The organism is Emticicia sp. GW821-FHT11C11 (assembly GCF_058808615.1).
On record NZ_JBXARV010000001.1, the window covers coordinates 2,170,228 to 2,184,363 of the forward strand.

The 14,136-nt window shown below is 40.8% G+C and carries 11 protein-coding genes; all 11 read right to left on the reverse strand.

Annotation, left to right across the window (positions count from 1 at the left end; translation table 11 throughout):
• Nucleotides 1–108: 108 nt before the first annotated feature.
• The 11 genes from ruvA to AC1RRY_RS09330 all read right to left on the reverse strand — a co-directional run bounded on the left by ruvA (nucleotide 109) and on the right by AC1RRY_RS09330 (nucleotide 14,004).
• On the reverse strand, nucleotides 109–702 hold the full coding sequence (gene ruvA, locus AC1RRY_RS09280) for a Holliday junction branch migration protein RuvA (RefSeq protein WP_492816173.1): 594 nt from the start codon (nucleotides 700–702) through the stop codon (nucleotides 109–111).
• 103 nt (nucleotides 703–805) lie between these two features.
• On the reverse strand, nucleotides 806–1,351 hold the full coding sequence (locus tag AC1RRY_RS09285; protein WP_492816171.1) for a hypothetical protein: 546 nt from the start codon (nucleotides 1,349–1,351) through the stop codon (nucleotides 806–808).
• Between the two features lie 273 nt (nucleotides 1,352–1,624).
• Nucleotides 1,625–2,080: a DUF3299 domain-containing protein gene (locus tag AC1RRY_RS09290; protein WP_492816169.1), complete on the reverse strand. Its 456-nt coding sequence runs from the start codon at nucleotides 2,078–2,080 to the stop codon at nucleotides 1,625–1,627.
• Between the two features lie 96 nt (nucleotides 2,081–2,176).
• Nucleotides 2,177–3,397, reverse strand: a complete 1,221-nt coding sequence (locus AC1RRY_RS09295; protein WP_492816167.1) for an ABC transporter permease — start codon at nucleotides 3,395–3,397, stop codon at nucleotides 2,177–2,179.
• A gap of 58 nt (nucleotides 3,398–3,455) precedes the next feature.
• On the reverse strand, nucleotides 3,456–4,085 hold the full coding sequence (locus AC1RRY_RS09300; protein WP_492816165.1) for an ABC transporter ATP-binding protein: 630 nt from the start codon (nucleotides 4,083–4,085) through the stop codon (nucleotides 3,456–3,458).
• 222 nt (nucleotides 4,086–4,307) lie between these two features.
• Nucleotides 4,308–6,722, reverse strand: a complete 2,415-nt coding sequence (locus AC1RRY_RS09305; protein ID WP_492816163.1) for an ABC transporter permease — start codon at nucleotides 6,720–6,722, stop codon at nucleotides 4,308–4,310.
• Between the two features lie 153 nt (nucleotides 6,723–6,875).
• On the reverse strand, nucleotides 6,876–9,260 hold the full coding sequence (locus AC1RRY_RS09310) for an ABC transporter permease (protein WP_492816161.1): 2,385 nt from the start codon (nucleotides 9,258–9,260) through the stop codon (nucleotides 6,876–6,878).
• Between the two features lie 131 nt (nucleotides 9,261–9,391).
• A complete protein-coding gene (locus AC1RRY_RS09315) occupies nucleotides 9,392–11,788 on the reverse strand; it encodes an ABC transporter permease (protein ID WP_492816159.1) in 2,397 nt (798 codons plus the stop codon).
• A gap of 71 nt (nucleotides 11,789–11,859) precedes the next feature.
• Nucleotides 11,860–12,186 (reverse strand): PadR family transcriptional regulator, encoded by a 327-nt coding sequence (locus AC1RRY_RS09320; RefSeq protein ID WP_492819253.1) that lies wholly within the window; start codon nucleotides 12,184–12,186, stop codon nucleotides 11,860–11,862.
• 243 nt (nucleotides 12,187–12,429) lie between these two features.
• Nucleotides 12,430–13,368 (reverse strand): NAD-dependent epimerase/dehydratase family protein, encoded by a 939-nt coding sequence (locus AC1RRY_RS09325; RefSeq protein ID WP_492816157.1) that lies wholly within the window; start codon nucleotides 13,366–13,368, stop codon nucleotides 12,430–12,432.
• Between the two features lie 66 nt (nucleotides 13,369–13,434).
• A complete protein-coding gene (locus AC1RRY_RS09330) occupies nucleotides 13,435–14,004 on the reverse strand; it encodes a Crp/Fnr family transcriptional regulator (RefSeq protein ID WP_492816155.1) in 570 nt (189 codons plus the stop codon).
• Nucleotides 14,005–14,136: the final 132 nt, after the last annotated feature.

The following is a 14,136-nucleotide window of genomic DNA, read 5'->3' on the forward strand; positions in this document are numbered from 1 at the left end:
ATTTTCAGTTTCAGAACTGACGGAATTGTCAGGGCCAATCCAGGCAAAAATTATCAGGCAAGAGTTGAAAAACTGTCGGTTATTAATTTAAAACCATCAGCATTCATATTACCTCAACGCCAGCTTTATTAATTGTTCAATCGTAATTTCAGTACCTTCACGTTTAAGAATAGTATCAATGCTTTTTTCAGCTGCAGCCCTCTGAAAGCCCAGTGTAACAAGGGCTGTGAGTGCTTCGTTTCTGAGAGTAGAGCTGGCCGGTGCAAAAATATTGGGCGCGGCGCCACTCAACAAGGCTTCTTTTTTAAGCTTATCTTTCAGCTCAATAATGGCTCTTTGCGCGGTTTTCAGACCTATTCCCTTAATGCTTTGGATTGTTCGTACATCTTCTGATATAATGGCATTTTTTATTTCACCGGAAGAAAGAGAAGAAAGCATAATAATGGCTGTACTCGGGCCTATGCCCGACACCCCGATCATGTCTTCAAATAGCTCTTTTTCAGCACTGTCATAAAAACCAAAAAGGGTGTGCGAATCTTCTCTCACAATCAGCAGTGTGTGCAGTTTGCATCTTTCACCTGTATTATGCAGCGCTGCATAGGTTTGAAGTGAAATTTTAACCTGATAGCCAACACCTGCTACATCAATAATTACATAGGTAGGATCTTTATAGGCCAGTTTGCCGTCTAGATAAGCAATCATATCGTATTACAGACTTATGTTCTGTAAGATTGGTTTAGTGATAGGTAACACGTATTAAAACGTAAAGAAAGAAAAAATATGCGAAATTGTATACCTTTTTGCTCTATTTTACGAGATTGATACGCAAACCGGCACTGATTTGTCCATTCAGGAAAAAAGGAGAGGGCAGTGCTTCTACATACAAACCGCCGTCGAGAAAAACAGCTATTTGCTGATTAGGCAGTTTAACCTCTATTCCGGCAGCACCTGCCGGGCCGAGAGAAATTTTGTTAACCGACTTCACGCTTTCGAATCGCCACGAGTCCGGAAAATGTTTTCGGTTATTGATTTGTCCACCGAAACCATAATATACGTGTCCCCAATCTTTCCCGAAGAGCGGATAATGAAAAAGATAAATACCCTGAATCATTAATCCGGCTGTTTTGTATTCGCCTTTGTTATAACGTCGGTTGTTGTTAATCAGCAAACCGTATGTACCTATGTTTACATCAAAAGCCCGGGTGCCTTCCTGAAAGTATTTTCTGATATTGAATCCGAGAGGGTCGCCAACGCGGAAACCTACAGCCCAGTTGTTGTCATACTGTGCCTGAGCCAAGGTGGCCGAAGAAATAATAAATGCGGGAATAAGCAGAAATAATAATTTTTTCATAGTTCGAATTTTTATAATTGTGTCAATCGAATGATTCTTTTACTAAAGACAACTAACCGCAGCCAAAACCCTATATGCCTGCTGAAAACAAGATATTGTAATTGTAACGAAGGCAGTATAGATGAAATTTTGCTCGTGTTACTAAGATTACTAACAATCTGAATTTGAATACATAGTAATAGTGTGCTATGACACTGAATATCAGGGTATATTCAATAAAAATGCGTCTGATTATAACACCAGACGCACACAAAAGAATTCTAAGGAAATAAATTACTGAACCAGGTCTGCATTGGCCATAATGTAGTTCAGCTCGTTAATATCGTCTGCATTCAGCTTTAATGTACCTTTTACTGTTATTCTGTCGTCGGTATTGAATCGCTTTGTATTTTTCTTGAATTTCACCTGCACTACTGATTCAGGCCCGGCCTGTCCACAGAAAAAACAAGAACTATAAGGATTAGCCGAAAGAACATACATATTGGCATCTACATCAACAGGTATCATATAGCCAGTAAGTACCACTTCTTTACCTTGTAAACCGGCTACTTTTTGTCCGAAAGTAGGGTAGAGGATAAACATAGATTCTTCTGCACTCCATTTCTTTTTAAAGGTAACGTCGCGCAGGGTTTCCCAGCTGATTTTGGTGGGTTCTTCAGCCACAAAACCAAAAGAAAGTGTGCCAAGAAAGAAAAGATTGATGATGAAGTATTTCGATAGACTTTTCATGTTTTCATACCCCTCTAAAAAGGGACGTTTAGTTTATAGATGTTGTCCTCAATAATGACCCTGAGCCCAAAATTATTGCTAAAATTAGCAGATAATTTATTCTTCAGCAAGTGTTCTGGAAATATTGAGCCTGTAAATATTGATTGATGGCAGAGCCGCAGCTAAAATGCCAATGGCCAACGCACCGATAAACAGGTAAATTTCGCCGGTTTGTAAGCCAATCTGGCTGATGTCGAAATGAAATTTCTTACTTATCTGGTTCGAAATCAATATAATACCTACTCTGCTCAGCACCACACCCGCTACAAAACCGAATACGGCCAGCAATACTCCTTCTAATAACAACATCAGAAACAAACGGGTTCGCCCGGCACCCATTGAAAGCATCAGCGCCATTTCATATTTTCGTTCCTTTAATGAATTATAAAGAGAAACAAAAACGCTGATACCCGAAATGAGCATAATTACCGCCGCCAGAATCTGTAAGCCGTCAATGCCGATGCCTAATAATTCAAATAATCGATTGACCTCAATAGATGGTAAAGCTGCCTGTAATTTTGAATTCTGGTTAATGTTGCGGGGTAGGGTCATCAGACCCATCGGTGAGCGGAATTTTATCAAAGCGCTGGTAATTTCTCTTTTGCTGATGTCGGCTTCCTCTACTTCGTGGTCTGCATGAGCTTCGCCCTCTTCGTGTTCTTCTGCGTGGTCATGGATATGCCATACACTGCTCAGGCTTGTTACTATGATGTTGTCTAATACAGAATTATTAAATGCAAGAATGCCCACAACTTTATAGTTTTTGTCGCCATGTTTTTCTCCTTCTGCATCAAGCCCGTGCGCACTTGAAAAAGTGTCTCCGATTTTCAGCCCTGTGTTTGTAGCTACCTGCGCACCCAAAACTACATCGAGGTCTTGTTTAAACAGAGCTCCCGAAGCAAATGTAGCCTTGAAATGCTCAAGATACTTTTTGTTGGTTCCTACTATCCGGTAGCTCTGGTAATTATCTCCCATTGATAACGGAATCAGTTCTTTCACGAGTGGGTTTTGTGCAATTTCCTGCACATCACTCATATACACGTTTCCGGTGGGGTTATCGATCTGATATATACTTGACAGAATCAGTTGTAGCGGGCTACCCTTAGCGCCAACCACCATGTCAATCCCGCTGATGTTCTTGGCAAACTTATCCTGCAATTGCTTGCCTAATAGCAGCAGCAATGAGATAATGGCTATGCCCAGTGTCATGAGTAAAACACAGAGAAAACTATTGAGTTTTTTATCTAATATATTTTTCCAACTTATTTTCAGTAGCATTGGTTCAGTAGTTGAGTAATTAGTATAAAGAATATAAAAACCTTATTGTGAAACCAACTCAATCCAAAATTATTCTATTGCCGAATTTATCTTTCAGTCGTTGGTCGTGTGTTACAATCACTAAAGAAGCGCCAATGTTTTTAGATTGGTTTTCAAGTAAATTTATTACTTTACTGCAGTTTTCGTCGTCCAGATTAGAGGTAGGCTCATCTGCCAAAATCACCTCTGGGCTATTCATTAATGCACGGGCAATGCTTACTCTTTGCTGTTCCCCACCACTTAGCAGAGAAGTCTTTTTATTCAATAACTCATAAAAACCCAGGTTTTGCGCCAGTGTTACGGCTTGCTCTTTTGCCAGATGCTTATCGGCCAGATAATTGGCTAGCAGCAGGTTGTCGAGTACGCTTAGCGAACTTACAAAATGAGATTTCTGATAGATAATACCCAGATGCCTGGCGCGCATTTTAGTGGCTTCTTTTGGAGTAAGCCGGGCGAATTCCTGATTATCAACTTTTATGGATCCACTTTTGGGTGTGAGCAAAAGTGCAAGCAAATGCAATAGGGTTGTTTTACCAGTGCCCGAATTGCCCAGTATGAGCAGGGTGTCACCGGCAGCACAAGAGAAAGACGGAAAACTGAATTGCTTCTGCTGATTATAAGCAAATGTAAGATTGTGGCAAGTTAGCATTAGGGTATTTTTATTCAAAGATACATCTTTGCAACTGTATTGCACAAATGTTTCCTGTCAGTTCATAAAAATTTAACTCAAAGCTACAAAGCACAATGTTTTAAGGAAAGCGGTAGGACGATTTTCATTGAAATAATTTGAATCTATATCAAAATAAACGAGGAGGCTGTTAGTCAGTCTCCTCGTTTTAAAAATCCCCCTTTAGGGGTTAGGGGCGTCTTACTACTCCGTCTTCAAAGTCTTAACCGGGTTCATCAAGGCTGCCTTTATAGCCTGATAACTAACCGTGAGTAAAGTAATTACTAGAGCAAGAATAGTTGCCCATATAAAAATAGACCAAGATATCCCTGTATGGTATTCATATTTTTTCAACCAGTTGTTCATCAGATAATAGGCAATAGGCGAGGCAATGAGGCAGGAGATAATTACCATCAGAACAAAATCTTTAGAGAGCATCTGCCAAAGATTTATAACACTTGCCCCCAATACTTTGCGGATACCGATTTCTTTGGTACGTTGTTCGGCTACGAAACTCGCCAGACCGAATAAACCCAGACATGAAATAGAAATAGCCAGAATAGCAAAAAGTGTTGCCAGTTGACCAATTCTTTGTTCGGCTTTAAACTTTTTGGCGTAGTCCTGGTCTACAAATGTATAATTGAATGGCGCAGAAGGAACCAGTTTTTTCTGAATGGCCTCTATCTTGTTCAAAGCCGTGCCGATGGGCAAATCAGGATTGATTTTTATCTGCATCTGCCATGATTCATACAGATTTTTATCTAACCAATAGAACCCCATTTTTACCGATTCGTAAGGTGATATTACCACAATGTCATCAACCACACCTATAATTTGCCTGCGTTGCTTATTCCAATCATGGGTTATGTATTCACCTATCGGATTTTTCAGTCCAAGATATTTAGCAGCAGCTTCGTTGATAATTACGGCAGATGAATCTGTGCCGAAAGCTTTGGAAAAATCTCTTCCCTGTTTAATTTTCCATTGAATGGTCTTCCCATAGTCTTCATTTATCCAGGTTACTGTAAAGCCTGATTCAGACTCCGGATTTTTGCCTTTCCACGTAAACCCTCCCCAATTGTCCCAGATTTCGGTAACCGGGCTGCTTGAAAAAGCTATCTGGCTGGCTATTCTGCTGGCGAGTAGTTCGTTTTTCATGGCAAGTTTGTTGTTCTTGAAATTGGGGTCTTTCATCGAAATCCGTACCAAACCTTCATTGTTATAGCCCACGGGTCTGTTTTGGGCATACTGAATCTGCCGGTAAACAACAACTGTGCCGATAATGAGTACCACCGAAGTAGTGAACTGTATAATTACCAGAATTTTACGTGGCAAAGATGCATGTTTTCCTAAACGGAGTGTACCTTTCAATACTTTGATAGGTTGAAATGATGAAAGATAGAACGCAGGATAAAGACCTGATAGCAAAGCTGTCATGGTCAGAAATATAAAATTGGAAAGCCAGAAGTAGGCATTGATAAAGGGTAGCTTAATACCTTTGTCAGACAGTTGATTAAATGCCGGAAGCAATGCCAGAACAAATAACAGGCTGATAATGAAAGCGATGAAAACCACGAGAAAAGATTCACTCAGAAACTGATTGATTAGTTGTATTCTCAGAGAGCCGATCGCTTTTCGTATGCCCACCTCTTTGGCTCTTTTTTCGCTACGGGCAGTGCTCAGGTTAATAAAGTTGATGCATGCCAGCAATAATACAAACAAACCCACTATTCCGAAAAGCCAGACAAAAGTGATTCTACCTCCAATGGCTTTACCATTCTTAAATTCGGAGTACAGGTACCAGTCTTTCATAGGGTAAATAAAGAGACTCGCTTTGTATTTTCTTGCGTTCTCTATGTTATCTGCCGGGGCGTCTTTCAGATACAGATTCTGAATAGCGGCGCTTGCCTGCTCCATACTTATATTGTCTGCTGTCTGTACGAAAATCCAGTGAGATGTATTACCCCAGCTATGCTCATTGCTTTTAATAGAGGCATTATTAGCTCTCAGATTTTCAAAATTGCCGAAAAAATCTACATCACCGAAAATCGAATTATGGGCGATGTCTTCATAAACGCCTGCAATTTTTCCATTAATCGTATTGTCAATTTTTATGGTCTTGTTAATGGGGTCCTGCGCTCCGAAAATGGCCTTTGCCGCAGATTCCGAAATAATAATGGCCTGACGGTCATTGAGACTTTCTTTGCTTCCTTTCAGCATTTTCAATGAAAACATATCGATTACCCCATTTTCTATGAATTGCCCTCTTTTGGTAAAATCCTTTTCGCCTGTCTGCACAGTGTAATCCATAGTTGAGCGCAACAATGCTACATGTTTGAACAGATGCCCGTATTTTTCACGCAAAACTATTGCCATAGGTTGCTGCAACCAGGGTATGCTAATGGTATTCTGGTCGAGTGGTTCGGTGTAATTCCTGTAAATCTGACCAATATGCTTATAGTTTTGGTGAGAACGATTATAACTTACTTCGTCCCATACCCATAGCCCGATAAGAATGGCAACTGTCATTCCAATGGCCAGCCCTCCGACATTGATAAGCGTATAAACCTTGTTTTTTATCAGATTCCTGTAGGCGATTTTAAAGTAATTGCGAATCATAATTTTGCTATTTAAGGGAATAGAAAATGCTTTTTTACAAAGACGACTGAACGAAGAAAACATTACAAAAAAAGAGCAGGGTTAAAGCCTGCTCTTTACTATAAATATGTTAAGCATTGAAGTTTCCATTCCCCTTTAGGGGTTAGGAGCAACTTAATCAGTTTTTAAAGTCTTAACCGGATTCATCAAAGCGGCCTTTATTGCCTGATAGCTGACTGTGATAAGCGTAATCAGCAATGCACCGGCGCCTGTTACTCCGAATACCCACAAGGGTATATCTGTTTTTAAAGTAAATTTCTCAATCCATTGATTCATGAAATAATAGGCAATAGGCGAAGCAACAAAAATTGAAATGATAACGAGTGTAATAAAGTCTTTAGACAACAGCTGCCACAGATTGAAAACTGTAGCCCCTAATACTTTTCTGACACCAATCTCTTTCGTGCGTTGTTCGGCCACGAAAGATGCCAGCCCGAATAAGCCTAAGCAACTGATAAAAATGGCCAGAACAGCAAAAGAAGTAGCAATTTTACCAACTCTTTCTTCGTCAATAAATTTCTTGTTAAATTCTTCATCGACAAAACCGTATTCAAAAGGCTGAGTCGGGTTATATTTCTTAAAAGTAGTTCCGAGTTTACTAACAGCCTCACTGGCACTTACAGCAGGGTTAATTCTGGCCAATACAATTGAACCTGCATCAACATTGAGGTAGTAGGCTACTGGTTTTACCGGTTCATAGGGCGACTTGATCACCATATCAGTAGCTACACCTATAATTGTCAATGGTTTTGAGAAGTATCTTACGGTTTCGCCTACAGGGTTTTGCAGACCCATAAATTTAATAGCAGCTTCATTCAGAATTACCGCATTGGAGTCAGAGGCAAAATCGCGCGAGAAGTTTCTTCCCTGTTTCATTTTCCAGCCTATGGCTTGGGCAAAATTGTACGAAATCCCCATTATCGGAATATCGGTAGTCAGATTAGGGTCTTTCCCTTTCCATTCAAAGCCTCCGGTTGTTCCCCACACTTCTGTAAGTGGATTTGTAGCCTCTGCTATTTCAGTAATTGAGCCTGACGCCAACAATTCAGTTCTTATTGCATCATAGTGTTTGTGTATATCGCCGGTGGCAATACGCATGGAAACCAGTCCGTCGGTTTCATAGCCTATAGGGCGGTTTTTGGCATATTGAATTTGCTTGAAAACAATAATAGTACCTATAACCAGCGTAACCGATACCGTAAATTGAACCACCACCAATGCCTTACGGGGTATAGCGGCAAAACGCCCGGCTCTGAAAGTACCTTTTAATACCTTGATAGGCTGAAAAGAAGACAAGTACAAAGCCGGATAACTACCTGCAATGATTCCGGTTATCAGGCAGAAGCCCAGCCCTGTCAACCAGAATAAGGTGCTGGTTAAAGGAATACTCAGGTGTTTGTCGGCGATTCCGTTGAAGAAAGGCAGGCTTAACTGAACCATAATCAATGAGATAAAAAAGGCCAGGCCAACTACTACCAATGACTCACTGAAAAACTGCGCTATCAGTTGAGCTCTTAGCGAGCCGATAGCCTTACGTATACCTACTTCTTTGGCTCTTTTTTCACTTCTGGCGGTGCTCAGGTTCATGAAATTGATACAGGCTAGCAGCAACACAAATACACTGATAATACCTATCAGCCAAACGTATTCAATACGACCTCCGGTGTTTATGCCGTTTTTGTATTCAGAATACAAATGCCAGTGGCTCATAGGTGCTAAAAACAACTGTGGTTTTTTCTTGGCCAGATCGGCATTGATCTTATTCAGCTTGGCATCTTTTATTTTGAATGATACCTTGTCTAATTCGGCTTTATCGTTCAATTGTGCATAAATCTGGAAGGCATTTGGTCGCCAGGGGTCCGCAGCAGTTTTAATCCACTCGGTACTATTAAAATAGAGGTCCCATGGAGCCACAAATGCCATATGATGAAAAGTAGTGTTTTCAGGTAAGTCTTCATACACTCCCGTTACTTTTACATCCTGATTATTATTGAGTTTAACAATTTTGTTGATGGGGTCTGCGTCTCCGAAAAGTGCCTTAGCCAAAGACCCGGAAAGCATTATACTGCCCGGTTCATTCAGCCCTTCTCGCGTTCCTTTCAGCATTTTAAGGCTTAGCATTTCAGCCATCTGTGGCTCGGCGAAAGTACCTGATTTATTGAGTTTGGTGTCACCTACAGTAAGAATATTAGCACCTATACCGGTGGTTAAAATCACTTCTTTAAAATCACTGCCATAATTTTTGCGCAGTTCGGCTGCTAAAGGGTAGGGTACCTGCGGTTGGGTGCTTGTTTCGCCGTTATTGTTCAGATTTTGCATAACCTGTACAATGCGGTTATGGTTTTTATGGTATTGGTCGAACGACAGTTCGTCATACACCCACAGGCCAATCAATATGGCAACCGCCATGCCTGTTGCCAACCCGATAATGTTAATGGATGAATACCCTTTATGCTTAAGGAGATTCCGGAATGCGATTTTAAAGTAATTGCTTATCATAGCCCCCAACCCCTAAAGGGGTGTTTTTAATAGTGAAATAACGAATATTTTATCTTTACCCGACCCCGAAAGAGAAATAATAAAAAACTATATGGATAGTTTTAAACTCCCCTTTAGGGGCGGGGGGTGGTTTACTCCGCCTTCAATGATTTAACCGGATTAGTCAGAGCAGCTTTGACAGACTGGTATCCTACAGTGGCAATAGAAACAATCAGCATCAACATGCCGATAAAGGCATAGAACCACCATTGGATATCGATATGATAGGCAAAGTCTTGCAGCCACTTGTTCATAAAATAGTATGAAAGCGGAATAGCAAAAACAAAAGCAATAGCCACCAGTTTCAGAAAGTCGGTTGAAAGTAAAATGGTTATACTTGAGATAGATGCCCCCAAAACCTTACGGATACCGATTTCTTTGGTGCGTTGTTCGGCTGAAAACGCCGCCAGACCAAATAAACCCAGACAGGATACCATTACTGCTACCACAGCGAAAGCATTGAATAGCGTAGCTGTGCGTTGCTCGGTTTTGTACAATTTATCATACGTTTCATTGAGGAAATGATATTCCAGCGGACGGGTAGGAATAAACTCTGCCCATAGTTTTTTAGCAGCACGTATGGCTTCCTGCTCTTTACCTTGTATCGGTTTCACAAATACATTTCCGCGCCAGTTGGTGCTGTTGAAAACAACCAGTGGCCCTATTTTTTCGTGGATGCTTTTGTAATGAAAGTCTTTCACAACACCCACTATTATTCCCTTACGACCGTGAAGGTGAAAGCGTTTACCTACCGGGTTTTTAATACTGAATTTCTTAACGGCTGCTTCGTTGAGCACCACGTTGTCGTTGTCGGCAATGTTATTTTCTTCAAACCAGCGGCCGCCCATCAATTTCAGGGCAAAAACTTTCTGGAAATTATGTTCTGCCGAAAGCAAAGCTACCGTAGGCTGGAAATCAGCCGGGCGGCCATCCCAATCGAGGCTTCCGCTGTGCGAGCTTTTAATATCTACAATGTTCTGGCTACCTACTGTTATTGCCTCAACGCTTGATTCAGCCAGCAGACGGCTTTTAACCGTATTTATATCAATTTTTGTTTTGATGTTCCACGGTATTACGAATTCAAACATATTGGCTTTTTCGTAGCCCAATGTCATATTCTGAATAAATTTTATCTGCTGAAACACAACCATTGTGGCAATAAGAAAGACCGAAGACACTACAAACTGCACCACAACCAGTGTTTTTCTGAAAGAGCTGTTGTTTGATTTCAGGACATTCAATCCCTTCAATGCACGAATCGGCTGAAATGAAGAAAGCAGGATTGAAGGATAAACGCCCGTCAACAAGATCGCTAACCCGGTTGTTCCTAATAAAACCTGCCAGATGGTAACATTGGTTAAATCTAATATGAAGTTCTTACCGGCCAGTTCGTTGAAAACCGGAAGGAGACCGTAACTCAGAAGCAAAGCCCCTGCAAGAGCTATAAGACACATGAGGACAGACTCAACCATAAACTGTATGAATAGTTGAGAATATTCAGCGCCGATAATCTTTTTTACACTTACCTCTTTGGCTCGCAGGCTTGCCCGTGCAGTAGCCAGGTTTACATAATTAATACAAGCCGTGAGCAATATGATAAACGCCAGTGCCATAAAAATATAGGTAGTTTTGGCATTACCACTGACTGAATCATTGAAACGCTGAATGCCATCGGTATGGATGGCTCTTATTGGTTCGGTTTCAAGGGTTATTTCTTCGTTAATTTTGCCAGTTTTTTCGTCTCTTCGTGCATATTGTATAACTCTGGTAACTTTCTGGTCAAGTTTTGAAAGGTTGGCTTGTGGTTTTAGTAGTATGAATGTTTCGTAGTTGAAATTACTCCAGTTGCTGTCGTTTTCAAATGTTTTCGGGTTCGACAGATGAGCAGCCATCGGTAAGAGAAAATCATATTGAAAACTTGAGTTGGTCGGGTTATCTTTAAAAACGGCTCTCACCATGTAGTCAAGCGTATCAATTCTGATGATCTTCCCGCTTGCTTTGATTGAGCCGAACATCTGCAAGGCTTTTGATTCTGTCATGGCTATGCTGCGTGGATTTTGTGCAAAATCATCAATATTGCCATCCACGAGCGCATAATCGAATACCTTAAACCAGTTGTTATCAACACAGGCTACTTTTTTCTCAATTGTAAGGCGATTATCTGCTTTCATGGAAGCACCGTTCCAGAAAGGATTGGTTATTTTTGTTACTTCCTCAATTTCCGGCAATTGTTTAATCTGCTCAGCAAGTGGCATAGGTGTGGTTGCCCAATGCCAGGTTTCTTCTTTACTTATTTTATTATGTGTCACAATCTGCCTTATTCTGTCTGCATTTTCATGATAGGCATCAAAACTAAGCTCGTTCTGCACCCAGATAAGCATGAGTACCGCAACAGCCATGCCCACAGCCAAACCACCGATATTAATAAAAGAAGAAACCCTGTTTTTGTAAAGATTCCTAAAGGCGAGAGTCAGGTAATTGCTTATCATAATTGTGTATAGTAAAGAGTTTATGAAAGGTAATTGTGCATTTATTGGTTTAACAGGCAGTTTACGTACTTTTAAATGCTCAAAGCCGATGGAATCAGATCCCACATGCGGTTGCGTAACAGACGAATTTCGTCTAGCGTTTTGCTGCCTTGCGCAGTCACTGAAAATAATCTTTTCCGACGTCCACCGCGCTCTGCGGTGGCCTCGCCCATCTGTGAGCTCAGCATGCTTTTCTCCTCCAGTCTTTGCAATGCTGCGTGTACGGCACTGATACTGACTACTCTGCCCGTTTGTTGTTCAATTTCATCGGTTATAGCTACTCCATAGGCGCCTTCGCTTAATAAGGCAACGGTTAGTAAAACGATTTCTTCAAACTCTCCGAGATAAGTTCTGCGCATGGTGTTTTCTTGCTGAGTCTGGTTCAGGATGAATTGAGTGGCAAAGATAAAATAGTAAACCGGACTCTTGCCGTAACAATAAGTCAAATGATATGCCAAGCCGGAATCCAGTATGAAATGAAGTAGTTTTAATGAGTTTTCGATGCCATGGTGTCCGAAATCGTACAGTTGTCTTGTCCGAAACCGTACAAAGAAACAACAGCCCGGTCAGAGCTGTTGCAGGTAATAGTCAACTTTTCAGAATCAGAAAACAGGGTTTTGTTTCAATGCTGCCAGTGTTTCTTTCACTCCATCCTGATAACTCGTCGGCTTTACTTTGAAGTAATTTTCAAACTTACTGCTGTCGAAAAAATAGTCCCGGTCAAACTGGTAACGCATTTCATAAATCTCTTTCATGAATCGTACGAATATACCTGTCAGCCATACCATCCAGGAAGGGAACAGTTGATATTTAGTGCTTTTGCCCATTGCATTGGCAAATAGTTGAATCCATTCTTCTCCGCTCAGACTATTCTTATCAGTTGGTAAATTCCATATCTGATTATAGGCAGCCCCTGTATTACCCAGCAGGGCAGTGGCCTTGGCGGCATCTGGCACATAGATAAAAGAGTGCTTTACTTTTGCGTTGAATAACCATTGGGCTTTTTTACCGGCTATCAGGTTTTTATAAACAAGCTCAATCGGCATGCTTCTGTCTTTCACTGCACCATAGAAGTCTGGTGCGCGTGCGATAATGGCTTGCAGGTTTCGGCTTTCAATGGCATTGAGTATCATCTTATTAAGTAGCATACGTATCTCACCCTTTTTACTGGTAGGACTAAAGGGTGATTCCTCGGTTATGTGCTTCACATTATCGCCACCTATCATATACACACTATCAAAGAATACAAACTTTGCATTGTTTTCAATACAGGCATCAATTACATTGGTCATCAAGGCTTGCCAATGTTGTTTCCAGACATCGAGGTTGTATTCAAATCCAACGGTTAGATACACAATGTTTGACCCTTTTATGGCCCTGAAAACCTCATCTCTTTGAGTTAGATCGGCAGAGAGAATAGTATCCGTATCGTTTATTTTCTTTGGATTGCGGCTAACCAGACGAATATCGTTTGTATAATTTTTTAAGGCTTTGGCGAGTTCGGTACCTATGGCACCGCTGGCTCCTAAAATGGTTTGCATGAGGCGTTTTGTTTAATTTGATGATGCAAAGTTCATCAACAAAAGTCCTCGTGGTATTGACAAAAATCAAGAAATGGTTTTACGTCTGATGCGGCTGAAAGTTTCGGGTGTCATGCCCAGCATAGAAGCAATGTATTGCAGCGGTACCTGATTGAACAATTCTTTGTTCTGCTCAAAGAAAAACTGATAGCGTTCTTCGGCAGACATCGACAAATGGCGAAAGATGCGGTCTTCCAACATTATGAAACATCGGGCAATAAAAAGCTTTTCGAGCAGGTGCCATTTGGGAATTGTGCTTCCGAGACGGCTGTAATCTTGTCTACTAATGGTGTATAGCTCTGCATCTGTCAGTGCCTGAATTGTCCAGCGGGCAGGTTTTTCAAAAACAAAGCTCGCCAGATCTGTAGTGAAATAGCCGGGTGTAGAAATCCACTGGGTAACTTCTCTGTCGCCGGTATCCGCGAAAATCCTTAACAGACCAGACCTTACAAAGCTCATTTTTTCGCAATACCTGCCTGTTTTTAAATAAAAATCTCCTTTTCTAAGGGTCTGAGGTTTAAACAATGAGCTTATGTGAAGAAGGTCTTCTTCTTCAACTCCAAAATAAGAATTGATGTACTTTTCTAACTCGGTCATGGTCTTTACTTTATTACGATTACATCAAATGTAAGAAGAGTGGTTATTTTTTATTGATTCTTAATATTACCGTTCAAATTAAGAATAATATTTTATGTAGTTTTGGAAATTCTAAAACTTAATGCCTATTCA

Excerpts from the sequence above, each read along its gene's own strand:
- ruvA (WP_492816173.1), bottom strand. The coding sequence starts at position 702 with ATGATTGCTTATCTAGACGGCAAACTGGCCTATAAAGATCCTACCTAT.
- AC1RRY_RS09300 (WP_492816165.1), bottom strand. The coding sequence starts at position 4,085 with ATGCTAACTTGCCACAATCTTACATTTGCTTATAATCAGCAGAAGCAA.
- AC1RRY_RS09285 (WP_492816171.1), bottom strand. The coding sequence starts at position 1,351 with ATGAAAAAATTATTATTTCTGCTTATTCCCGCATTTATTATTTCTTCG.
- AC1RRY_RS09305 (WP_492816163.1), bottom strand. The coding sequence starts at position 6,722 with ATGATTCGCAATTACTTTAAAATCGCCTACAGGAATCTGATAAAAAAC.
- AC1RRY_RS09315 (WP_492816159.1), bottom strand. The coding sequence starts at position 11,788 with ATGATAAGCAATTACCTGACTCTCGCCTTTAGGAATCTTTACAAAAAC.
- AC1RRY_RS09295 (WP_492816167.1), bottom strand. The coding sequence starts at position 3,397 with ATGCTACTGAAAATAAGTTGGAAAAATATATTAGATAAAAAACTCAAT.
- AC1RRY_RS09290 (WP_492816169.1), bottom strand. The coding sequence starts at position 2,080 with ATGAAAAGTCTATCGAAATACTTCATCATCAATCTTTTCTTTCTTGGC.
- AC1RRY_RS09320 (WP_492819253.1), bottom strand. The coding sequence starts at position 12,186 with ATGCGCAGAACTTATCTCGGAGAGTTTGAAGAAATCGTTTTACTAACC.
- AC1RRY_RS09310 (WP_492816161.1), bottom strand. The coding sequence starts at position 9,260 with ATGATAAGCAATTACTTTAAAATCGCATTCCGGAATCTCCTTAAGCAT.
- AC1RRY_RS09330 (WP_492816155.1), bottom strand. The coding sequence starts at position 14,004 with ATGACCGAGTTAGAAAAGTACATCAATTCTTATTTTGGAGTTGAAGAA.
- AC1RRY_RS09325 (WP_492816157.1), bottom strand. The coding sequence starts at position 13,368 with ATGCAAACCATTTTAGGAGCCAGCGGTGCCATAGGTACCGAACTCGCC.